Below are 21,028 nucleotides of genomic sequence, written 5' to 3' on the forward strand. Positions count from 1 at the left end.
CGCTCGTGGCTCGCGGGAGAACGCGCCCATGAACGCGCCCGGGACCGAAGAAGTGGCCCGGGCGGCCGACCTGCAACGGTCGGCCGCTGCGCCGGGCGAGACCTCGGAGGAAACCCTTTACGAGGTCCGCCGCAAAATCTATCCCCGCTCAGTGAAGGGCGCGTTCTCCAGCTGGCGGGTGTGGTTGGTGATCCTGACCCAGCTGATCTACTACGGCACGCCCTGGCTCCAGTGGAATGGACGCCAGGCCGTGCTGTTTGACCTTGGCGAGCGCAAGTTCTATATCTTCGGGCTGGTGCTGTGGCCGCAGGATGTCATCTACCTGGCCGTGCTGCTAGTGATCTCCGCACTGGCGCTGTTCCTGTTCACGGCGATCGCGGGGCGGCTGTTCTGCGGCTACGCCTGCCCGCAAACGGTCTACACCGAGATCTTCATGTGGATCGAGCGGCGGGTCGAAGGCGACCGCATCGCCCGCATCCGCCTCGACGGGGATCCGTGGAGCCTGCGCAAATTCCGCATCAAGGCCACCAAGCACCTTCTGTGGGTGCTGATCGCACTCTGGACCGGCTTTACGTTCATCGGCTACTTTGCGCCGATCCGCGAACTGGGTGGCGAGGTGCTGGCGCTGTCGCTGGGCCCGTGGCAGGCGTTCTGGATGCTGTTCTATGCGTTTGCCACGTGGGGCAACGCCGGCTTCATGCGCGAGCAGGTGTGCAAGTACATGTGCCCCTACGCGCGTTTCCAGAGCGTGATGGTGGACCGCGACACCTATGTCGTGACCTATGACGTCGGCCGCGGCGAGCCGCGCGGCAGCCGCTCGCGCAAGACCGATCATCACCAGGCCGGGCTGGGCGATTGCGTCAACTGCAGCATCTGCGTGCAGGTGTGCCCGACCGGCATCGACATCCGCGATGGCCTGCAGTATGAGTGCATCGGCTGCGGCGCCTGCATCGACGCCTGCAACCAGGTCATGGACAAGATGGACTACCCGCGCGGGCTGATCCGGTACACCTCGGAAAACGCAATGCGCAAGGGCCTGTCCGCCGCGGCATCGCGCAAGCGCCTGCTGCGTCCGCGCGTCATCATCTACTCGGTGATCTGGGTGGCGCTGCTGGCTGGCTTCATGGCGTCGATCATGCTGCGCACGCCGCTGAAGGTAGACATCATCCGCGATCGCGGTGCGCTGGGCCGCGAGGTGGAAGGGCGCTGGATCGAGAACGTCTATCGGCTGCAACTGATCAACACCACGGAAGCGCCGATGCAGATCCGCGTGCGCGCCGACAGCGATGAACTGAAGGACCTGACGGTCGAATACGACAAGCAGGCCGAAGCGCTGGCGCCGACGTCCAACCGGCTGCTGCCGATCCGCATCCGCGTTCCCATCGAGGCCGCCAGGCAAGGCACGCACAAGATCAACGTAACGGTAACGAGCGAAGGCACGGAGCAGGGGCATGCCGAAATCCGGCAATCCACCAGCTTTATCGTGCCGCGCGATTTGTGAAGCTAGGCGACACTGGCGTAGTCGCCAGGAACAAGGGGGCAAGATGAATCAGCAAGGCAATCCGTGGTGGAAAGAACCGTGGCCGTGGCTGCTGATGGCCGGTCCGCTGGTGGCCATGGTGGCGTGCGGCGTGACGATCTGGCTGGCGTCGACGCACCCCGACATGCCGGTGCAGGGCGCGACGCGGCATGGCCTGGTGGTGGAGAAGGTGGAGGCGGTGCCGCCCAAGGCCGCGGCAGCGAGGCAGCCATGAGGTTGCGCTGGCTGATGTGGGTGCTGTGGCCGGGCTTCCTGATGGCGGGCCTGGCAACCGCGACGGTTTTTTCCGTCGTCGATCCGGGCGACCTGAAATTCTTCGGCCATCCGATCGAATCGTCGCGCGAGTCGGTCTATACCGTCGGCTTCCTGCTGGCGTGGGCGTTCTGTGCGTTGTCCAGCGGGCTGACGCTATACACCATGCCGACGCGGCTGGCCGATACCGACGAGCTGGAATAGGCAAGAAACGGGAAAGGGCCCACCGCGTTGCCGGCGCCGCTGGCGGCGCGGCAACGCCGCGGTGGGTCAGCAGGTGCGGCTGTAGAGTTGCTTGATGCCGTCGATGTCTATCAGCTTGACATGCCTTTGGCGGATCTGGATCAGCCCGGCCTCGGCAAAGCGCGAGAACAGCCGGCTGACGGTCTCGAGCTTGAGCCCGAGGTAGCTGCCGATCTCTTCGCGGCTCATGCGCATCACGAACTCGGAGGCCGAATAACCGCGCGCGGACAGCCGTTCCGACAGGTTGATCAGGAAGGCGGCCAGGCGTTCCTCGGCGCGCATCGAGCCGAGCGTGACCAGCATCAGCTGGTCGTGCGTGATTTCCTTGCCCATCAAGCGCAGGAACTGCTGCTGCAGCGAAGGCAGGTCGGCCGACAGCGATTGCAGCTCGTTCATGCGGACCACGCATACCTCGGTATCTTCGAGCGCGGTCGCATCGGACGCATGCTGCATCTCGCCCAGGCCGTCGAGGCCGACGATTTCACCGGGCAGGTGGAACCCGGTAATCTGCGAGCGTCCGTCTTCGGTGGTGACATGCGTCTTCAGGGTACCGAAGCGGATGGCGTAGACCGCAGTGAGCGGGTCGCCCATGCGGTAGAGGGTTTCCCCCTTGTGCACGCGGATGCGTTCCTGCACCAGCGTGTCGATCTTGGCGAGGTCTTGCTGCGACATGCCAACCGGAAGGCACAGCTGTCCCATCGCACAGGTGGAGCAGCGGGGCGACATCTCGGTAACGGGGATGGAAGTGAGCAATTGGAACCTGCTAGAAATGGCAGCGGGGCACGATAAGGACATTTTACCGTGCGATGTGATCCGGCAGGGAGACAGAATTGACATTTGGAGTATTGATCAGCGTTTTCCTGCTCGCTCTGCTGGGCGGGGTGCACTGCGCCGCCATGTGCGGCGGGGTGGCGCTGGCGGTGGAGCAGCGGCGCGGCACGGTAGCGTCGATCAGCCTGGTGCGCAGCCGCACCGCCTGGCTTGCCGAGCTGTTGGTGATGCACTTTGGCAGGATCACCACCTATATGCTGCTCGGTGCCGCGCTGGGCGCCGCCGGCGCCACGGCCTGGAAACAGGATTACCTGCCGGTGCAGCGCTGGCTCTTCGGGGCAGGCAGCCTGATGCTGTTGTGGTCGGGCTGGCGCTTGCTGCGCGGCAGTACCTTTACCGTGAACTGGCTGGAGCGGCTGGCGGCGCGTGCCAGCACTGCGGTGGCCGGCCGACTCGGCGGCCTGGCCCGCGCGATGCCGGCTTTCGTGCGGGCGCGCGGCGGGTTGGCCCGGCGTTATGGCGTCGGCGTGGCCTGGGGGCTGGTGCCGTGCGGCATGGTCTACGGCGCACTGACGCTGGCGCTGCTGGCGGGCAATGCGGGCTCGGGCGCGCTGGTGATGGGCGTGTTCGGGCTTGGCACGCTGCCCAACCTGCTGGTGCTGTCGGGCCTGTCGGGCTATCTCAGGCTGTGGTCGCGACGACCGGGCGTGCGCCTGGGCGCTGGCCTTGCCGTGATGGTATTCGGCGGGCTTGGCGTTGCGCGAGCGGTGCTGCTGCCACATTCGCTGGCGCAACAGGGCTTTTGCCTGGTGTTTTGATGCCGCACGGGGCTTGCTGTGGCGTTGGCACCCCGCGCAAGCAGGATGATGGTTGCAGGCGGAGGCGGGAATGCCATACAATCGCCAGCATTGCGGTATCGCGCGGAGTCAGACAGGCTGCGGTAAGCAGCGGCGAACAGCGCCTGGTGGCCTTCGTATCCGAAGGTACGCTCGGGACGCGGGAAGCGGAAGGCTTTCGATGAGCGCCAGTCCCCGCGGTCCATCCGGTTCAAAAGATCTGGTTCAAAAGTCCGGTTGGCGCTGCGGCGTGGTAGATGCCGGCCTTGCTCCCGATACCCGTATTTTCTTGCGTCCGAGGCGTTCAGTTCGCCGACTGCGATGTCCGTTTGTGCGGACGGGCGACGCAAGAGGTCCGCTGGCCGGTCCATGACGGCATGCGGACGATCTCCTGCCGGAACGACCCGGCAACTCGATGCAAAGAAAGGGAAGTGCACGGCTTGGGTACGTCAGGTATCCGGCTCGCTGCGCAATGAGATGGCGGTGGCTTTGGCACCGCTGTATCCAAAATCTCCGGTGCCCCGGATCCGTCCGGGAGCAGGTGCAAAGACAGGCTGCACACCATCAACATGAATACCCAAGAGGCGAAGATCGTCCTCGAGACGGCGCTGATCTGCGCGCAGGAACCGTTGCGCGTCAACGATCTGCGCCGCCTGTTTGACGATGACGTCGGCGCAGACACCATCCGCGTGCTGCTGGACGAACTGCGCCAGGACTGGCGCCCGCGCGGCGTGGAACTGGTGGCGCTGGCCAGCGGCTGGCGGTTCCAGAGCCGGCCCGAAATGCGGGAATACCTCGACCGCCTGAATCCGGAAAAACCGCCAAAATACTCTCGCGCGGTGATGGAGACCCTGGCGATCATCGCCTACCGCCAGCCGGTGACCCGCGGCGATATCGAGGAAATCCGCGGCGTGACGGTCAGCACGGAAGTGATCAAGAAGCTCGAGGACCGCAGCTGGATCGAGGTGATCGGCCATCGCGACGTGCCGGGCCGCCCGGCGTTGTATGCCACCACCAAGGCATTCCTGGACGACCTCGGGCTGCGCACGCTGGATGAGCTGCCCCCGCTGGAAGACGCCCAGGCGCAGGCGCAGGCCGCCTTGCTGGAGCAGCAGGCGATCAATTTCGAGGACCTGGCGGCGCACAAGCCGGCCAGCGCCGACGAGGAAGCGTTTGCCGAGCCGGCCACCCCGGCCGACGCATCGGTAACGGACGAGTCGGCGCCGGCGCGCGAAGGCGAAACCGCCGCGCTGCCAGACGGCGCCAATGGCTTTGACGCGCAGCTGCCGCCGGCGGCTGCCGAGGCGGGTTCGGACGATGCCACCGAACCGGCTGCACCTTCTCCGGACGGGGCGCGGGACCAACTGCCGGACGACGGCAACCCGCCGCACCCGAGCGAGCACGACGAGCGCGTGCCGAACTGAACAACATGCAACATCCGATAGTGAATATCTTGTCTGATTCCGTTGAGCAAGACGCCCGCCATGCGGGCGCATCCGCCGACACCGGCGCCGCAGAACCCGGAACGGGCAGCGACGCCGCGCCCCGCCGCAAGGGGCTGCGCCGCGGTCTGAGGAACCTGGTGGCATCGCGCCGCCAGGCGGCACAGGACCGCGCCGAGGGCGCCGAGGGCGCCGGCGCGGCCGGCCAGGGCGATGCCGGCGAGGCGGGTGCCGCCGCCAGCGCGGGCGCCGCGGGTGCCGGGCGCGGCGGCCAGCGCGGCCGCGGCAAGCGCAAGACGGGCCAGGGCGAAGGCGGGCAGGGCAGCCAGGGCGGCAGCAGCAAGGCAGACAAGATCGACCGTGCGGCCCGCGCCGAAGGCGCCGACAAGCCGGAGCAGCCGGCCCGCAAGCGCAAGCCGGGCCAGCGCGGCGGCAAGCCTGCCACGTCCGGCGACAGCCAGGGCGCCGGTGCGCGCCAGCCGGGCCGCCGCAAGGATGGCGGCAAGCCGCAGGCCGCGCGCAAGGGCCAGCCCGGCGCCGACAAGGCCGCCGCCAGCAGCGAAGACCTGTTCCGCTTTGTCATCTCCGAGCAGTACGACAGTGAAGACACCGTCATCCCGCGCACCAAGGCCAAGCCGGTGCGCGAGCTGACTGCCGACGACGACGCACCCAAGCTGCACAAGGTGCTGGCCGACGGCGGCCTGGGCTCGCGCCGCGAGATGGAAGAGCTGATCCTGCAGGGCCGGGTCTCGGTCAACGGGCTGCCCGCCCATATCGGCCAGCGCATCCTGCCGGCCGACCAGGTCCGCGTGAACGGCAAGCTGATCCACCGCAAGGTGTCGACCAAGCCGCCGCGCGTGCTGCTGTATCACAAGCCTGCCGGCGAGATCGTCAGCCAGTCCGATCCGGAAGGCCGTCCGACCGTCTTCGACAACCTGCCGCGCATCAAGACCGGCAAGTGGGTCGCGGTGGGCCGCCTCGACTTCAACACCGAAGGCCTGCTGATCTTCACCACCTCGGGCGATATTGCCAACCGCTTCATGCATCCGCGCTACGGCGTCGAGCGCGAGTACGCGGTGCGCACGCTGGGCGAGCTGGCCGAAGCCGACCGCCAGCGCCTGCTGCACGGCATCAAGCTGGATGACGGCGAGGCCAACTTCCTGCGGATTGCCGACGGTGGCGGCGAAGGCGCCAACCATTGGTACCACGTGGCGCTGACCGAAGGCCGCAACCGCGAAGTGCGCCGCATGTTCGAGGCCGTCGGCCTGACCGTGTCGCGCCTGATCCGCACCCGCTACGGCCAGTTCCTGCTGCCGCGGGGCCTCAAGCGCGGCCGCTGGCAGGAAGTGGAGCCGAATGATGTCAAGGCGCTGATGACCAGCGTCGGTCTGAAGGTGCCCGGCAAGGGCGAGCAGGCGCCCAAGGGCGCGACCAAGGTGGGCGGACGCAAGCAGCGCACCGAGGCGGCGATTGCCGGCATGCCGATGCATACCGGCATGGACGGCCTGCCGCGCTTCGAGCAGGGCGGCGCCCGCGGCGGCGGCAGCCGCAGCAGCCAGCCGGATCCGATGAAGACGTCGATGGGCTATATCAGCCACGGACCGACGCTGCTGACCTCGCACGCCGCCAACCTGGGCGGCGGGCGCGGCACCGGTGCGCGCCAGGGGCGTGGCGGCGCCGGCATGGGCGGCATGGGCGGCGCCAGGGGGCAGGCCGGCCAGGGGCAGGGCAAGGCCCGCCGCGGTGGCGAGGCCAATGGCAACGTGATGCCGAAGGCGGCCAAGTCGGGCGGCAACCGTTCGCCGCGTGGCGGTGGCGGCAATCGCGGTGGCAACCGCGGCGGCAATCGTTAAGCGCTGTATGCGGCGCACGGCGGGCGGAACGCCTGCCGGCGCCGCGTGCGGTCCGCGGAAATGTCTGGCTTTTGCCTTTTCGACATAATCCGCGTATAATTCAAGTCTATTCAAAAAGCCATCCTCGTCCGAGGATGGGCGAATGATGGGCATTGCGCCCATTTTTTTTTGGTTCGCCCGTTTTTCGGTGCTTCCGCCTGGCGGAAGGGGTGGCGGACAGGCAGCGCTGCAGCAGGGTCGTCCCGGACGGCACCGGCGGGTTTGCCTGCCACGGTGTTGATGGCCATTACTCGGGATAACAGTGCATCTGGCAGATTTGATCGAAACCACCCTAAGCGGCATGGGATATGAGCTGGTCGAGCTCGAGCGTGCCCCGGCCGGATTGCTGCGTGTCTATATCGATCAGCCTGAAACCGGCATTGCCATCGAGGATTGTGAAAAGGTGAGCCGGCAGCTCACCCACGTGTTTACGGTCGAGAACGTCGACTATGAACGCCTCGAGGTCTCGTCGCCCGGACTGGACCGGCCGCTGAAAAAGCTGGCCGACTTCATCCGCTTTGCCGGCGCGGAGGCGCGCGTGACGCTGCGCCTGCCCGTCAATGGACAGAAGAACTTCACAGGCATCCTGCGCGAGCCTACCGGCGCCGCGGGCGAGGAGAAGATCGGCCTGGAGTTCGAGGGCAAGGATGGCCCGGCGCTGCTGGAATTTGCCGTATCCGATGTCGACAAGGCACGCCTGGTGCCGGTGATCGACTTCAAAGGAAATCAAAGAAAAGGGAACAAGCAATGAGCCGCGAAGTTCTGTTGCTCGTCGATGCGCTTGCGCGTGAGAAGAACGTCGACAAGGATGTGGTATTCGGTGCCCTGGAGGCGGCGCTCGCCTCGGCCACCAAGAAGCGTTTCGAGGAAGACGTGGATATCCGTGTCGCGATCGATCGCGAGTCGGGCGAGCATGAAACCTTCCGCCGCTGGCTGGTCGTTCCCGACGAGCTGGGCCTGCAAGAGCCGGACAAGCAGATCCTGCTGTTCGAGGCCCGCGAGGAAAACCCCGGCATCGAGCTGGGCGACTATATCGAGCAGCAGATCGAGTCGGTCGAGTTCGGCCGCATTGGTGCGCAGGCCGCCAAGCAGGTGATCCTGCAGCGCATCCGCGATGCCGAGCGCGAGCAGATCCTGAACGACTACCTCGATCGTGGCGAAAAGATCATGACCGGCACGGTCAAGCGCGCCGACAAGAAGGGCCTGATCGTCGAATCCGGCCGCGTCGAGGCGCTGCTGGCCCGCGACCAGATCATCCCCAAGGAAAACCTGCGCACCGGCGACCGTGTGCGCGCCTATATCCTGAATGTGGACCGCGCCGCGCGCGGCCCGCAGATCGAGCTGTCGCGCACCGCGCCCGACTTCCTGATCAAGCTCTTCGAAAACGAAGTGCCGGAGATGGAACAAGGCCTGCTGGAGATCAAGGCGGCTGCCCGTGATCCGGGCGTCCGCGCCAAGATCGCGGTGGTGGCGCATGACAAGCGCATCGACCCGATCGGCACCTGCGTGGGCGTGCGCGGCACGCGCGTCACCGCGGTGCGCAACGAGATCGGCGGCGAGGCGGTGGACATCGTGCTGTGGTCGGAAGACCCGGCGCAGTTCGTGATCGGCGCGCTGGCCCCCGCGCAGGTGCAGTCGATCGTGGTCGATGAAGAGAAGCACAGCATGGACGTGGTGGTCGACGAGGAGAACCTCGCCGTCGCCATCGGCCGCAGCGGCCAGAACGTACGCCTGGCGTCCGAGCTGACCGGCTGGCAGATCAACATCATGACGCAGGAAGAATCGGCGCAGAAGCAGGCCGAGGAAAGCGATGTCGTGCGCAAGCTGTTCATGTCCAAGCTGGATGTGGACGAGGAAGTCGCCGACATCCTGATCGAGGAAGGCTTCTCCACGCTGGAAGAAGTGGCTTACGTCCCCATCAGCGAAATGATGGAGATCGAGGCCTTTGACGAAGACACCGTCAACGAGCTGCGCAATCGCGCGCGTGATGCGCTCCTGACGATGGAACTGGCCCGGGAAGAAAAGGTGGAAGAGGTGTCGCAGGACCTGCGCTCGCTCGACGGCCTCAACCCGGAACTGATCGGCAAGCTGGCCGAAGGCGATATCCATACGCGTGACGACCTGGCCGAACTGGCCGTGGACGAGCTGGTCGAGATGACCGGTGTCAGCGAGGAAGAAGCCAAGTCGCTGATCATGAAAGCACGGGAACATTGGTTCAACTGAGGGACACGGCCGGGCCGGCCAACACCAGCCCGGGCGCGCTTTCCGCATCAATCTGTCCCGACGTAGAAACCAAGCATTGAAAGGGTTTGAATGGCAAGCACAACAGTTGCCCAACTGGCCGCAGAACTGAGTCGCAGCGCAGCTGCCCTGCTGGAACAATTGCAGGCGGCTGGGGTGGGCAAAGCGACGCCAGAAGACATCATCACGGAATCGGATAAGACCAGGCTGCTGGACTATCTGAAGCGCTCGCACGGCCAGTCCGACGACAGCGCCCGCAAGAAGATCACACTGACCAAGCGCGAAACCTCCGAGATCCGCCAGTCGGACGCCACCGGCAAGACCCGCACGGTCCAGGTGGAAGTGCGCAAGAAGCGCGTGCTGATCAAGCGCGACGACGCTGCGCCGGAACCGCAGGCCGATGGTGCCGAGGCCCAGGCCCAGGTCGTCGACGCCGCCGAGGAGGCGCGCCGCGAAGCGGAAGAGCGCCGCCAGGCCGAACTGCTGGCGCGCCAGGAAGCCGAAGCCAAGGCTGCCCGCGAGGCCGCCGAGCGCGAGGAAGCCGAGCGTCGCGCCCGCCAGGAAGCGCTCGAGGCCGAACAGCGCCGCCAGGCCGAACTCGCTGCCCGCAAGGCCGAGGAAGAGGCCGCCGCGTCGCGCGCCGTGACCGAAGCCAACGAGGATACCTCGCGCAAGAAGGCCGAGGACGAGAAGGCCCGCGTCGCCGCCGAACGCGCCGAAGCGCAGAAGGCCGCCGACGAAGCCAAGGCCGCCGCCGACAAGGCCCGCGCCGAGCAGGAAGTCGCCGCGCGCAAGCGCCGCGAGGCTGCCGAAGCCGAAGCCCGTGCGATCCAGCAGATGCTGAACGCGCCGGCACGCGTGCTGAAGGCGCCGTCCGAGCGCAAGGCCGAGGAAAAGAAGGCCGAGCAGACCGGCACGCTGCACAAGCCGGTCAAGCCGGCCGGCGCCGAAGCCAAGCCGGGCGAGAAAAAGCCGGTGACCGCCACCGCGACCACCACCACCGACAAGAAGGGCAAGGTCGTCAAGGCCGGCACGTCGTCGACGTGGCAGGACGAAGGCAGCCGCAAGAAGGGCAGCGGCCTGAAGACGCGCGGCGATTCGTCGGGCGGCGTGGGCGGCTGGCGCGGCGGCCCGCGCGGCCGTGGCGGCCGTCAGCAGCAGCATGACGACAGCCGCAGCAACTTCCAGGCGCCGACCGAGCCGGTGGTGCGTGAAGTGCACGTGCCCGAAACCATCTCGGTGGCCGACCTGGCCCACAAGATGGCGGTGAAGGCGTCCGAGGTCATCAAGCAGATGATGAAGCTCGGCCAGATGGTGACGATCAACCAGGTGCTGGACCAGGAAACCGCCATGATCGTGGTGGAAGAAATGGGCCACAAGGCGTACGCCGCCAAGCTGGACGATCCGGAAGCGCTGCTGGTGGTCGACGGCGAAGAGCACGAAGACGCCGAGCTGCTGCCGCGTCCGCCGGTGGTGACCGTGATGGGTCACGTCGACCACGGCAAGACCTCGCTGCTGGACTACATCCGCCGCACCAAGGTCGCCGCGGGCGAAGCCGGCGGCATTACGCAGCATATCGGTGCCTACCATGTGGAAACCGACCGCGGCGTGATCACCTTCCTGGATACCCCGGGTCACGAGGCCTTCACAGCCATGCGTGCCCGCGGTGCCAAGGCCACCGACATCGTGATCCTGGTGGTCGCGGCCGACGACGGCGTGATGCCGCAGACCAAGGAAGCGATCGCGCACGCCAAGGCTGCCGGCGTGCCGATCGTGGTGGCGATCAACAAGGTCGACAAGCCCGAAGCCAACCCGGACCGCGTCAAGCAGGAACTGGTGGCCGAGCAGGTGGTGCCGGAAGAGTACGGCGGCGATTCGCCGTTCGTGCCGGTGTCCGCCAAGACTGGCGCCGGCATCGAAGACCTGCTGGAGCAGGTGTCGCTACAGGCCGAAGTGCTGGAACTGAAGGCACCGGTCGATGCCCCGGCCAAGGGCCTGGTGGTGGAAGCGCAGCTGGACAAGGGCAAGGGCCCGATCGCAACCATCCTGGTCAGCAGCGGCACGCTCAAGCGTGGCGATGTGGTGCTGGCTGGCAGCGCCTACGGCCGCGTGCGCGCCATGCTCGACGAAAACGGCAAGGCGACCAAGGAAGCCGGCCCGTCGATCCCGGTGGAAATCCAGGGTCTGTCGGAAGTGCCCGCCGCCGGCGAGGAAGTGCTGGTGCTGCCGGACGAGCGCAAGGCGCGCGAAATCGCGCTGTTCCGCCAGGGCAAGTTCCGCGACGTGAAGCTGGCCAAGCAACAGGCCGCCAAGCTCGAGAACATGCTGGAGCAGATGGCCGAAGGCGAAGTCCAGACGCTGCCGCTGATCGTCAAGGCCGACGTGCAGGGTTCGCAGGAAGCGCTGGTGCAGTCGCTGCAGAAGCTGTCGACCGCCGAGGTGCGGGTGCAGATCGTGCACGGCGGCGTGGGTGGCATCTCCGAGTCCGACGTCAACCTGGCGACGGCTTCGAAGGCGGTCATCATCGGCTTCAACGTGCGTGCCGATGCGGGTGCGCGCAAGCTGGCCGAGCACAACGGCATCGATATCCGCTACTACAACATCATTTACGATGCGGTAGACGAGATCAAGGCGGCGATGTCGGGCATGCTGGCGCCGGAGAAGCGCGAAACCACCACCGGCACGGTCGAGGTGCGCCAGGTGTTCCGCGTGCCGAAGGTTGGCGCGGTGGCTGGCTGTATGGTCACCGACGGCGTGGTCAAGCGCAATTCGCTGGTGCGCGTGCTGCGCAACAACGTGGTCGTCCACGACGGCGAGCTGGATTCGCTCAAGCGCTTCAAGGACGACGTCAAGGAAGTCAAGCAAGGCTTCGAGTGCGGCCTGTCGATCAAGAACTTCAACGATGTTCAGGAAGGCGACCAGCTCGAGGTGTACGAAATCACAGAGGTGGCGCGCACGCTGTAAGGCGTCGCAAGCAACGGCAGGCTTCGGCCTGCCGTTGTCATCTCGACCAGACTGTATTGCATGGCCAAGAAAGGCAATATCTCCTCCCGCAATCTCCGTATCTCCGACCAGATCCAGAAGGACCTGGCCGAGATGATCCAGCGCGAACTGCGCGACCCGCGCCTCGGCCTGGTCACGCTGCAGTCCGTCACGCTGACCCCCGACTACGCGCACGCCAAGGTGTACTTCACCGTGCTGGGCGCCGAAGCGGCCGAAGCCGAAGCCATCCTGAACGAGAAGGCCGGCTACCTGCACTCGCTGCTGTTCAAGCGCCTGCACATCCATACCGTGCCGACGCTGCATTTCCATCACGACACTTCGGTCGAACACGCGATCGAGATGTCCAGGCTGATCAACGAAGCGAACGCCACGCGTTCGAAAGACGAAGACTGATGCCGGCGCCCATGCCGGCCGGCATGGGCCTTCCTGGCACGGCCGCCGCGCGTTGCGCTTCGCCGCCTCCCGCTTTTTTCCCGATGACCGATTCCAACGCCAACCGTCCGCCGCGCCTGCCGCGCCGCGAGGTGCATGGTGTGCTGCTGCTCGACAAGCCGCTGGGGCTGTCGTCCAACGACGCCCTGGTGCGCGCCAAGCGCCTGCTGCGCGCGGCCAAGGCCGGCCATACCGGCACGCTGGATCCGCTGGCGACGGGGTTGCTGCCGCTGTGCTTCGGCGAAGCCACCAAGTTTTCGCAGGACCTGCTGGAAGCGGACAAGACCTATGACGCCGAAGTGCGCCTGGGCGCGCGCTCCAGCACCGGCGACGCCGAAGGCGAGCTGCTCGACGTGCGCGCGGTCACCTGCGACCGCGCCGCGGTGGAGCGGGCGCTGGCAGGTTTTGTCGGCGAGATCGAGCAGGTGCCGCCGATGCATTCGGCGCTGAAGAAAGACGGCCGTCCGCTGTACGAATACGCGCGCGCCGGCCAGACCGTCGAGCGCGCGGCGCGCCGCGTCACGATCCGTTCGATTGCATTGCTGGACTGCGCCTTGCCCGAGGCCCCGTCGTTCACGATGCGGGTGACCTGCAGCAAGGGCACCTATATCCGCACGCTGGCCGAGGATATCGGCGAAGCGCTCGGCTGCGGCGCGCACCTGACCGGGCTGCGCCGGATTGCCGTGGGCGACCTGACGCTCGACGGCGCGGTAACGCTGGAGCAGATCGAAGCACGGGACGATGCCCAGCGCCCGGAGTTGCTGGCGCCGGTCGATGCCCTGCTGCAGAAATGCGTGCCGGTGCAACTGGATGCGGCAGCGGCGGGGCGCTTTCTGCAGGGCCAGCGCATCGCCCAGCGCGACCTGCCGCCCGGCACCGTGCTGGCCGAGGACAGCCTGGCGCGGGTCTATGCCGGCGAGCCGGCGCGGCTGCTGGGCGTGGCACGGATGCGCGAAGGCGCGTTGCGGCCGGAGCGGCTGGTCAAGCTGTGAGGCGGCGGGCGGCAACGTAGCCGCCGCCCACCGACCGACAGTCCTTACTCCAATGTGACCTTGGCCGTCCTGATCACGTCGGCCCACATCTTGCGATCCTGTGCGAGGAAGCCGGCAAAGTGCTCCGGCGTATCGCCCACCGGCTCGGAGCCGAACTCCGCCATCTTCTTCTTCACCTCCGGATTCGCCAGCGCCTTCACCAGGGCCTGGTTGTAGCGGGCCACGATCGGCTTGGGCAGGTCCTTCGGGCCGAAAATCCCTTGCCAGGTCGGCATGTTGAAATCCTTCAGGCCGCTTTCCGCCAGCGTCGGCACGTCGGGCAACAGCGGCGAGCGCTTGCTGCCCGTGACCGCCAGCGCCTTGACCTTGCCGCTCTTGGCGAGCGCCGCGGCAGTGGTGATGTTATCGACCGTCATGGCGATATGGCCGCCCATCAGGTCGGTGATCACCGGCGTGGCGCCCTTGTACGGCGCGTGGACCATGTCGATGCCGAGGCGATGCAGCATGGTCTCGGCGATCAGGTGGTTGGACGTGCCGACGCCGGCGGTGCCATAGGTGACCTGCGGCGTCTTTTTCACGTACGCGGTGAAGTCCGCCATCGTCTTGACCGGTAGCGCAGGGTTGATGATCACCACGTTGGGCTGCGTCGCCAGCATGGCGATCGGCGTAAAGTCATCTGCCTTGTACGGCGTGCCCTTGGGATTGAGCACATGGGTCACCGCCATCGCGCCAGCCGCGCCCATGCCGATGGTATAGCCGTCCGGCGGGGCCTTGGCCAGCTTGTCGGCGGCGATATTGCCGCCCGCGCCCGGCACGTTTTCGACCACCACCGGTACGCCGAGGCTTTCCGACAACGGGCCTTGCACCAGCCGCGCCAGCAAGTCGGCGGAGCCGCCCGGCGCAAAGCCGACCAGCAGCCGCACCGGCTTCGCGGGCTTCCAATCCTGCGCATGCGCGCCCGGCGCCGCCACCGCAACCAGGCTCATGCAAGCCATGCCGCGCAGCAGCGGTCCCATCCACTTCGCCACCTTTTCCATGCTACTTCCACTCCAGCTGTGTCACAGGCAATCTGTCAGCGGGCTTGCCTTTACCCGTAAGCAATGTCACCGGCCGTTTGCGCCGCGGCCATCCAGCACCTGGCCCAGCAACGTGGCCACCATCCGGTTCGAAAGCAGCACCGGGGCGCGCGCATGGTGCGCGACTTCGTCGCGCATCGCCTCGGTGTAGCCCATGCAGTGCATCACCACCAGGTCGCAGCCGCGCAGTGCCTGGCCGGCGCGAGCGAAGCCTCCGGTGCCGGTATCGGTGTAGGGCGAGGCATGCGTCACGCGCAGTTCGCAGGACACCGGCTCGAGCAGGTGAAAGCTGTCGACCTGCCCTGCGAGGGGCAGCACGATGCCGAGCCGCTTGCAGCCCTGGGCCAGCGCGACCGTCAGGTGATCGACCACCTGCTGCGGTTCGATCACCAGCGTGCGCATCGGCGGCAGCGCGGTGCCGGTGCACAGCGGCACCAGCGCGTCGAAGCTGCCGTCGTCGAGCGAGGCCATCAGCCGCGCGAGCATGGCTTCGGCCACCGGCTTGCCCATCACCGCCTGCGAGCCGTCGCGCAGGCGGCTGGCGAAGCGGTACTCGCCGGCGGCGGGCGCCAGCGCGGCGATCTCGTCGGGGCCCAGCGCGTCGAGGATGCCAAACTCTTCGATTTCGGCCGGCAGGCCCAGGTCGGCCATCATCTGCGGTACCACGTCGGTCCGCGGCGACTGCCCGATGGTGACGAAGGCCACGCGCGGCAGGCGTGGGGCGGCTGCGGTCATGCTTCGGTCCCGACGGTCTGCAGGTGGGCGAGCGAGCCGTAGCGCCGCTGCAGCTCGACCCATTCCTCGGCATCGTAGAAGGCGCACTGGCCCTCGCCGAACTGCTTCGCGACCTCGATGCAGAAGCGCGTCGCCACATCGATGTCGAAGGCGTTGGTGACGCCGGTGGCGCATCCCGGCACCGTGGTCTGCGCGGTCAGTGCCACGCCCACCACCGGGGCCGCGGTGACGATGGCCGGCTGCATGATCGAATTGACATGCCACAGGCCATTCTCATACGGCGTGATGTCCTGGGTAGTCAACGGCAGCACCATCGGAAGTTCGCCGCTGACCCAGCCCATCAGGTCCAGCATCCGCTCCGGCAACCGCAGCAGCCAGCCTTCCTTGGCCACCGGCGTCAGCGCGACGCCGCGCCGGTTGACGAAGCGGTTGCCGCGCGTGGTGTCGACCGACAGGATCGCCGCCATTTGGGGATGGACCTCATGCGACATCATCGTGCGCATGGCGAACGGCGATTTCATCATCGGCACCGGCTGGTGCGGCCGCGTGGCGGCGTGCGGGCAGATATGCGTGTGAATGCGCACCGGGCCGGCCAGCACGTCGCCGCCGGCGGCCATGTCGGCCAGCTTGAGCGCGGTGGCAACCGCGACGATGGCGCCGTCGGCATCGGACACCAGCCCGGTCACGGCAGGACGCGCGCCCACGCCGCCGAGGCGGCCGACCACGCCCAGCGCGGGCGCGTCGGGGTTGCGGCCGGGCAGGGTGCAGGCGAGGAAGTCGGTGTAGAGGCCGTTCTCTTCCACGCGCGTCACCGTGACGTCGCCGATGCCGCGCGCGCGCAGCAAAGTGGCAACGGCTGCGCCGTCGACGTTGGCTGCGGACAGCAGCTCGATCGATTCAATCACCTGCTTGATGGACATCTTGCTTGGGGTTCCTTGCTTGCGTTACGGGATGGCGATGGGTCAGATGGCAGCGGCACAGGCCGGCACGGACAGTGCGCCGGGGGCGACGTCGGCGATCTGCTGGCCCAGGAACCAGCGTGCGCGATGCGCGCCGCCCATCTCCATGCGATCGCCCGAGACACGCACCCAGTTGCCTTCTGGCAGCCCAAGCACCGGCGTCCGCGGCTGCAGCACCGTGAATTCGGCCAGCCGCTGGTCGCGCGTTTCGCCGCGGAAGCCCGGCACCACCAGGTTGAAGTAGTGCGGGTTGATCTGGAACGGCACCAGCGCCAGCGCATCGAGCCCGCCAGGGTCGGCGACCGGCATGTCGTTGGTGGTGCGGATGGTCGGGCAGGCCACATTGGTACCGGCACTCCAGCCGATATAGCGCGCTGCCCCCGCGGCCACCTGGCGCGCAATCACGGGCAGCAGGCCGCGCTCGCGCAGGCATTGCAGCAGGCGGAAGGTGTTGCCGCCGCCGATGACGATCAGTTCGGCGGCTTCGACCGCCCGCACGCAGGCGGCATCGGACAGCCGGTGCGGCGAGTGCACGGCGATGCCGGCCGGGGCCAGTGCGTCGCGCACCAGCGCTTCGTAACTGTCCCAGTCGCGCGTGACGCCGGCGAACGGCAGGAAGCAGGCGCGGGTGCGCCCGCCGGCCAGTTCGCGGATCGCTTCGTGGGCATGGACGAGGTAGCCCGCGTTGCTGGCGGAGTTGCTGAGTAACAGGAGTTCCATGGGTTTGAACGGGCGGGATGACTATGGCCTGGCGCTGTCGCCGGGCTGGAGCCAAAGTGGATCGCCGATGCGCTGGCCGACCGGCGCCACCGCCTGCACCAGCGTTTCGCGCAGCGCCTGGGCCTGGGCCTGGCTCACCTGCATCGCGGTAAACGACAGGCACAGGCCGCGCACATCGCCGGACTGCGGATCGGCCAGCGTGGTGGCCACCGCGCCGATGCCCGGCATGCCTTCATTCACCGCGATCGCGCTGCGCTCGCGGCTGGCGCTGGCGACGCGCTCGGCCAGTTCGGCCACGGTGGCGGGACAGCCGGCCGGCGCCTCGGGCAATTTGCGCGCGCCGGAAGTGCCATAGCGTGCGCTGAATTCGGCGGCCGGCAGGCGCGACAGCAGCACCCGGCCCATCGCGGTGGTGAATGCGGGCCGGCGCGCGCCGGGCGGCGACAGTACCTGCACCGGATTGCTGCCGTTCAGGCGCTGCAGCACCACGGTGTCGGTGCCGTCCAGCATCGACAGGTAAGCCGTGAAGCCGGTGGAATCCGACAGCGCGGCGAGGATCTCGCGGCATTGGTCGTCAAAGGGATGCGCCTGCGCCGACGCCTGCGCCGCGCGGATCACCAGTGCGCCGGGGCGATAGCGCCGCGTGGCTGGCTGAAGCTCGAGCAGCCGGTAGCGCACCATCTGCGCGAGCAGTCGCGATGCCGAGCTTTTGGCCAGGCCCACCTCATCCAGCACATCGTTGAACGTGATCTCGTGCCGCCCGTGCCCGAACAGTTCCAGCACGCTTTCCACGCCTTCAAGAATGCTCACTCCGCCTCTCCAACCTCGCGCAATGCCTGGGTTCCATTTTTCGGAACCAAGGTTCCATAATTCGGTTCGCAAATCATAGGGCGAGGAAGGCCGGAACACAAGGGGAAATTTCCCTTGCTGCAGGCGGCAAAAAAAATGGCCCCGATCCGGGGCCAAGTCATCCATAGCAGGGCAGTGCGCTCAATGCGCCGCCATCGCGTCGGCTGAGCCGCCCCCGCCCCTGGCGGGCCGCGTCAGCCAGACAAAGCCGATCAGCACGAAGAACAGCACCCCCGAAATCCAGAAGATGTCGTTGGCGCCGAGCATGGCCGCCTGCTGGGTGATATTGCGCTCGATCACGCCGACCGCCTGGGCCTGGCTCATGCCCATCTGCATCAGGTGGTTGAGCTGGTCGTGGTAGGCCGGGTTGTACGGGTTGACCTGCTCGACCAGTTGCGCGTGGTGCAGCGCCGAGCGGTTCTCCCAGACCGTGGTCGAGACCGACGCGCCGATGCCGCCGAAGGTAATCCGCACGAAATTCGACAGGCCCGACGCGGCTGGGATTCTCTCTGCCGGCTGGCCCGACAGGATGATCGAGGTCAGCGGAATGAAGAACATCGCCATGGCCGCGCCCTGGATCAGCGTGGGCACCATCAGCGTCCAGGTATCGACCTGCGTGGTGAAGCCCGCGCGCATCAGGCTGACGATGCCGAAGGTGATGAAGGCCGCAGTGGCCACCCAGCGCGCATCCATCTTCGGCAGGTTGCGCCCGATCACCGGCGACAGCAGGATCGCGAAGATGCCGACCGGCGCCATCACGATGCCCGCGTCGGTCGCGGTATAGCCGACGATGGTCTGCAGCCACAGCGGCAGGATTACCAGGTTGCCGAAGAACAGCCCGTAGGCCACCGAGATCGCCACCACGCCGGAACTGAAGTTGCGGCCCTTGAACAGGCTGATGTCGACAATGGGATGCTTCTCATAGGTTTCCCAGGCCAGGAAGAACAGGAAACCGACGATCGCCACCAGCGTCAGCACCACGATCTCGGTCGAGTGGAACCAGTCCAGCTCCTTGCCCTTGTCCAGCATCAGCTGCATCGAGCCGACCCAGATCACCAGCAGCGCCAGGCCGATGCGGTCGATCGGCAGCACCTTGGTGGGGGTCTCGCGGTCCTTGTAGATGGCCCAGGTGGCGTAGGCGGTCACGATGCCCACCGGCACGTTGATGTAGAAGATCCACGGCCAGGTCATGTTGTCGGAGATCCAGCCGCCCAGCAGCGGCCCCATGATCGGCGCCACCAGCGTGGTCATGCCCCATAGCGCCAGCGCCATGGTGCTCTTGGCGGGCGGATAGCTCGACAGCAGCAGCGACTGCGACAGCGGGATCATCGGCCCGGCCACCGCACCCTGCAGCACGCGCGCGGCCAGCAGCGTTTCCAGGTTGGGCGCGACGCCGCACAGCCACGACGCCAGCACGAACAGCAGGATCGAGGTGATGAACAGCCGCACCGCGCCGAAGCGCGTGGTCAGCCAGCCGGTCAGTGGCACCGAGATCGCGTTGGCCACCGCGAACGAGGTGATGACCCAGGTGCCCTGGTTCGGCGCCACGCCGAGGTCGCCCGAAATCGCCGGGATCGACACGTTGGCGATCGACGAGTCCAGCACGTTCATGAACGTGGCCAGCGACAGTGCGATGGTGCCCAGCACCAGCTTGCCGCCGGTCAGCGGCTGCGGCTGCTGCGGCAGGGCTCGCGCCGGCGCCTGGCCGCGCGGCTGCGCGCCGGGCGTGGCCGGTGCGGCAGAGGGGGAGGTTGCCATGATCAGGTATGGGCCGGCTTGGCGTTGGCGTTGGCGTTGGCGGCGCTGGCCGGGGACAGCCCGGTGCCGCGGCCGCCGTTGTTGGCGGCGATGATGCGAGCGATCAGCTGGTCGGCGTCCTTGGCCACCTTGTCATAGACGTCGGTCTGCATCGGCCTGGCCGGCGCGGCGGCGGCCATGGCGGCGCCTTCCTCGCGGCGCACGTCGACCTTGACCGTCATCGACAGGCCCACGCGCAGCGGGTGGTCCTTGAGCTGCTGCGGGTCCAGCGCGATCCGCACCGGCAGGCGCTGCACCACCTTGATCCAGTTGCCGGTGGCGTTCTGCGCCGGCAGCAGCGAAAACGCCGAGCCGGTGCCGGCCGAGAAGCCCGCGACCTTGCCACGGTATTCGACCTTGGAGCCATAGACGTCGGCTTCCAGCGTGACGGGCTGGCCGATGCGCATATGCGTAATCTGCACTTCCTTGAAGTTGGCGTCGACCCAGACCTGGTCCAGCGGCACCACCGCCATCAGCGGCGCGCCGGCGGCGACGCGCTGGCCGACCTGCACCGAGCGCTTGGCGACGTAGCCGGTCACCGGCGCGGGCAGCGCCGAGCGCGCGAACGACAGGTAGGCCGAGCGCAGGTTGGCGGCGGCGCGCTGCACGTTGGGGTGGTTCTCGACCGTGGTGTGGTCGGTCAGCACCTTGTTCGATGCCAGCTGCTCGCGCGCGGCCAGCAGCGCCGACTCGGCGCCCTTGAGCGCGGCTTGCGCGTGCGAGATCTCTTCGTTCGACACCGCGCCCGAGCCGGCGATGGCCTGGCGCCGGCGCAGGTCGTCGCGGGCCTTGGCCACGTCGGCTTCGCGCAGCGCCACGTTGGCGGCGAGCGAGCCGTTGTTGACATACAGCGTGCGCACTTCGCGCACGGCCTGCGCCAGCTGGGCCTCGGCCTGTTCCAGCGCCACCTGCGTGTCGGCGCGGTCGAGCTGGATCAGCGGCTGGCCGGCGGTGACCAGCTGCGTGTCGTCGGCGGCGATCGACACCACCGTGCCGGCCACCAGCGGCGTGACCTGGACCACGTTGCCGGCAACGTAGGCGTCGTCGGTGCTTTCGAAATGGCGGGCATACATGCCCCAGTACACGCCGTAGCCGATGCCGGCGACGACGATCGCCGCGGTCAGCGACAGCAGCATGCGCTTGCGCTTGCCGTTGGGAGGGGTGGCCGTGGCTTGCTGGGATGGGTTGGTGCCGGCCGCTTGCTGGTTGTTGCTCATGATGTCTTCTGGATAATCTTGTCTGCGATCA

At 67.3% G+C, this 21,028-nt stretch carries 19 protein-coding genes; 11 read left to right on the top strand and 8 right to left on the bottom strand.

Annotated elements, in window-relative coordinates; translation table 11 throughout:
• Positions 1-28 precede the first annotated feature (28 nt).
• The 3 genes from ccoG to LIN44_RS08060 are packed head-to-tail and all read left to right on the top strand — an operon-like array spanning position 29 to position 1,996.
• Positions 29-1,501 (top strand): cytochrome c oxidase accessory protein CcoG, encoded by a 1,473-nt coding sequence (gene ccoG / locus LIN44_RS08050; protein ID WP_227314245.1) that lies wholly within the window; start codon positions 29-31, stop codon positions 1,499-1,501.
• A gap of 43 nt (positions 1,502-1,544) precedes the next feature.
• Positions 1,545-1,754: a FixH family protein gene (locus tag LIN44_RS08055; RefSeq protein WP_227314246.1), complete on the top strand. Its 210-nt coding sequence runs from the start codon at positions 1,545-1,547 to the stop codon at positions 1,752-1,754.
• Positions 1,751-1,996 carry a hypothetical protein gene (locus LIN44_RS08060; protein ID WP_227314247.1) on the top strand — a complete coding sequence of 82 codons (246 nt, stop codon included), beginning with the start codon at positions 1,751-1,753 and terminating at the stop codon, positions 1,994-1,996. The genes LIN44_RS08055 and LIN44_RS08060 overlap by 4 nt, the downstream gene beginning before the upstream one ends.
• A gap of 66 nt (positions 1,997-2,062) precedes the next feature.
• Here the strand turns inward: LIN44_RS08060 and fnr are convergent, their stop codons facing one another.
• Complete coding sequence (fnr, locus tag LIN44_RS08065; protein WP_227314248.1) at positions 2,063-2,788, bottom strand: fumarate/nitrate reduction transcriptional regulator Fnr; 726 nt, start codon at positions 2,786-2,788, stop codon at positions 2,063-2,065.
• Between the two features lie 77 nt (positions 2,789-2,865).
• Here fnr and LIN44_RS08070 point away from each other — a divergent pair, with 77 nt between their 5' ends.
• The 8 genes from LIN44_RS08070 (at position 2,866) to truB (ending at position 13,644) form a co-directional block, all read left to right on the top strand.
• Entirely contained in the window at positions 2,866-3,624 is a 759-nt protein-coding gene (locus tag LIN44_RS08070) for a sulfite exporter TauE/SafE family protein (protein WP_227314249.1), read from the top strand.
• Between the two features lie 587 nt (positions 3,625-4,211).
• Positions 4,212-5,066, top strand: coding sequence for an SMC-Scp complex subunit ScpB (gene scpB / locus LIN44_RS08075; RefSeq protein ID WP_227314250.1), 855 nt, complete (start codon positions 4,212-4,214; stop codon positions 5,064-5,066).
• A 5-nt stretch (positions 5,067-5,071) separates the two neighbouring features.
• On the top strand, positions 5,072-6,937 hold the full coding sequence (gene rluB, locus LIN44_RS08080; protein WP_227314251.1) for a 23S rRNA pseudouridine(2605) synthase RluB: 1,866 nt from the start codon (positions 5,072-5,074) through the stop codon (positions 6,935-6,937).
• Between the two features lie 301 nt (positions 6,938-7,238).
• Positions 7,239-7,727, top strand: coding sequence for a ribosome maturation factor RimP (gene rimP / locus LIN44_RS08085; protein ID WP_018007726.1), 489 nt, complete (start codon positions 7,239-7,241; stop codon positions 7,725-7,727).
• Positions 7,724-9,199: a transcription termination factor NusA gene (nusA, locus tag LIN44_RS08090; RefSeq protein WP_018007725.1), complete on the top strand. Its 1,476-nt coding sequence runs from the start codon at positions 7,724-7,726 to the stop codon at positions 9,197-9,199. Before rimP ends, nusA begins: the two co-directional genes overlap by 4 nt.
• 90 nt (positions 9,200-9,289) lie before the next feature.
• Positions 9,290-12,181, top strand: coding sequence for a translation initiation factor IF-2 (gene infB, locus LIN44_RS08095; RefSeq protein WP_227314252.1), 2,892 nt, complete (start codon positions 9,290-9,292; stop codon positions 12,179-12,181).
• 60 nt (positions 12,182-12,241) lie between these two features.
• Complete coding sequence (gene rbfA / locus LIN44_RS08100) at positions 12,242-12,613, top strand: 30S ribosome-binding factor RbfA (protein ID WP_092309110.1); 372 nt, start codon at positions 12,242-12,244, stop codon at positions 12,611-12,613.
• Positions 12,614-12,696: 83 nt separating this feature from the next.
• Positions 12,697-13,644, top strand: a complete 948-nt coding sequence (gene truB, locus LIN44_RS08105) for a tRNA pseudouridine(55) synthase TruB (protein ID WP_227314253.1) — start codon at positions 12,697-12,699, stop codon at positions 13,642-13,644.
• Positions 13,645-13,688: 44 nt separating this feature from the next.
• Here the strand turns inward: truB and LIN44_RS08110 are convergent, their stop codons facing one another.
• The 7 genes from LIN44_RS08110 to LIN44_RS08140 all read right to left on the bottom strand — a co-directional run bounded on the left by LIN44_RS08110 (position 13,689) and on the right by LIN44_RS08140 (position 20,997).
• Positions 13,689-14,681, bottom strand: a complete 993-nt coding sequence (locus LIN44_RS08110) for a tripartite tricarboxylate transporter substrate binding protein (protein WP_227314254.1) — start codon at positions 14,679-14,681, stop codon at positions 13,689-13,691.
• A gap of 66 nt (positions 14,682-14,747) precedes the next feature.
• On the bottom strand, positions 14,748-15,455 hold the full coding sequence (locus LIN44_RS08115; protein ID WP_227314255.1) for an AroM family protein: 708 nt from the start codon (positions 15,453-15,455) through the stop codon (positions 14,748-14,750).
• Positions 15,452-16,375: a DUF1177 domain-containing protein gene (locus LIN44_RS08120; protein WP_227314256.1), complete on the bottom strand. Its 924-nt coding sequence runs from the start codon at positions 16,373-16,375 to the stop codon at positions 15,452-15,454. Before LIN44_RS08120 ends, LIN44_RS08115 begins: the two co-directional genes overlap by 4 nt.
• Before the next feature lie 42 nt (positions 16,376-16,417).
• The gene (gene pepE, locus LIN44_RS08125) at positions 16,418-17,134 is read right to left on the bottom strand and encodes a dipeptidase PepE (protein WP_227314257.1); all 717 of its coding nucleotides are present in this window, start codon (positions 17,132-17,134) and stop codon (positions 16,418-16,420) included.
• A 21-nt stretch (positions 17,135-17,155) separates the two neighbouring features.
• Entirely contained in the window at positions 17,156-17,944 is a 789-nt protein-coding gene (locus tag LIN44_RS08130) for an IclR family transcriptional regulator (RefSeq protein WP_227314258.1), read from the bottom strand.
• Positions 17,945-18,124: 180 nt separating this feature from the next.
• Entirely contained in the window at positions 18,125-19,741 is a 1,617-nt protein-coding gene (locus LIN44_RS08135) for a DHA2 family efflux MFS transporter permease subunit (RefSeq protein WP_227314259.1), read from the bottom strand.
• Between the two features lie 2 nt (positions 19,742-19,743).
• Positions 19,744-20,997 carry an HlyD family efflux transporter periplasmic adaptor subunit gene (locus tag LIN44_RS08140; RefSeq protein WP_227314260.1) on the bottom strand — a complete coding sequence of 418 codons (1,254 nt, stop codon included), beginning with the start codon at positions 20,995-20,997 and terminating at the stop codon, positions 19,744-19,746.
• Positions 20,998-21,028 lie beyond the last annotated feature (31 nt).

It is taken from the genome of Cupriavidus sp. MP-37 (genome assembly GCF_020618415.1).
Classification (GTDB): domain Bacteria; phylum Pseudomonadota; class Gammaproteobacteria; order Burkholderiales; family Burkholderiaceae; genus Cupriavidus.

Excerpts from the sequence above, each read along its gene's own strand:
- ccoG (WP_227314245.1), top strand. The coding sequence starts at position 29 with ATGAACGCGCCCGGGACCGAAGAAGTGGCCCGGGCGGCCGACCTGCAA.
- LIN44_RS08055 (WP_227314246.1), top strand. The coding sequence starts at position 1,545 with ATGAATCAGCAAGGCAATCCGTGGTGGAAAGAACCGTGGCCGTGGCTG.
- LIN44_RS08060 (WP_227314247.1), top strand. The coding sequence starts at position 1,751 with ATGAGGTTGCGCTGGCTGATGTGGGTGCTGTGGCCGGGCTTCCTGATG.
- scpB (WP_227314250.1), top strand. The coding sequence starts at position 4,212 with ATGAATACCCAAGAGGCGAAGATCGTCCTCGAGACGGCGCTGATCTGC.
- rluB (WP_227314251.1), top strand. The coding sequence starts at position 5,072 with ATGCAACATCCGATAGTGAATATCTTGTCTGATTCCGTTGAGCAAGAC.
- nusA (WP_018007725.1), top strand. The coding sequence starts at position 7,724 with ATGAGCCGCGAAGTTCTGTTGCTCGTCGATGCGCTTGCGCGTGAGAAG.
- infB (WP_227314252.1), top strand. The coding sequence starts at position 9,290 with ATGGCAAGCACAACAGTTGCCCAACTGGCCGCAGAACTGAGTCGCAGC.
- rbfA (WP_092309110.1), top strand. The coding sequence starts at position 12,242 with ATGGCCAAGAAAGGCAATATCTCCTCCCGCAATCTCCGTATCTCCGAC.
- truB (WP_227314253.1), top strand. The coding sequence starts at position 12,697 with ATGACCGATTCCAACGCCAACCGTCCGCCGCGCCTGCCGCGCCGCGAG.
- LIN44_RS08110 (WP_227314254.1), bottom strand. The coding sequence starts at position 14,681 with ATGGAAAAGGTGGCGAAGTGGATGGGACCGCTGCTGCGCGGCATGGCT.
- LIN44_RS08115 (WP_227314255.1), bottom strand. The coding sequence starts at position 15,455 with ATGACCGCAGCCGCCCCACGCCTGCCGCGCGTGGCCTTCGTCACCATC.
- LIN44_RS08120 (WP_227314256.1), bottom strand. The coding sequence starts at position 16,375 with ATGTCCATCAAGCAGGTGATTGAATCGATCGAGCTGCTGTCCGCAGCC.
- pepE (WP_227314257.1), bottom strand. The coding sequence starts at position 17,134 with ATGGAACTCCTGTTACTCAGCAACTCCGCCAGCAACGCGGGCTACCTC.
- LIN44_RS08135 (WP_227314259.1), bottom strand. The coding sequence starts at position 19,741 with ATGGCAACCTCCCCCTCTGCCGCACCGGCCACGCCCGGCGCGCAGCCG.
- LIN44_RS08140 (WP_227314260.1), bottom strand. The coding sequence starts at position 20,997 with ATGAGCAACAACCAGCAAGCGGCCGGCACCAACCCATCCCAGCAAGCC.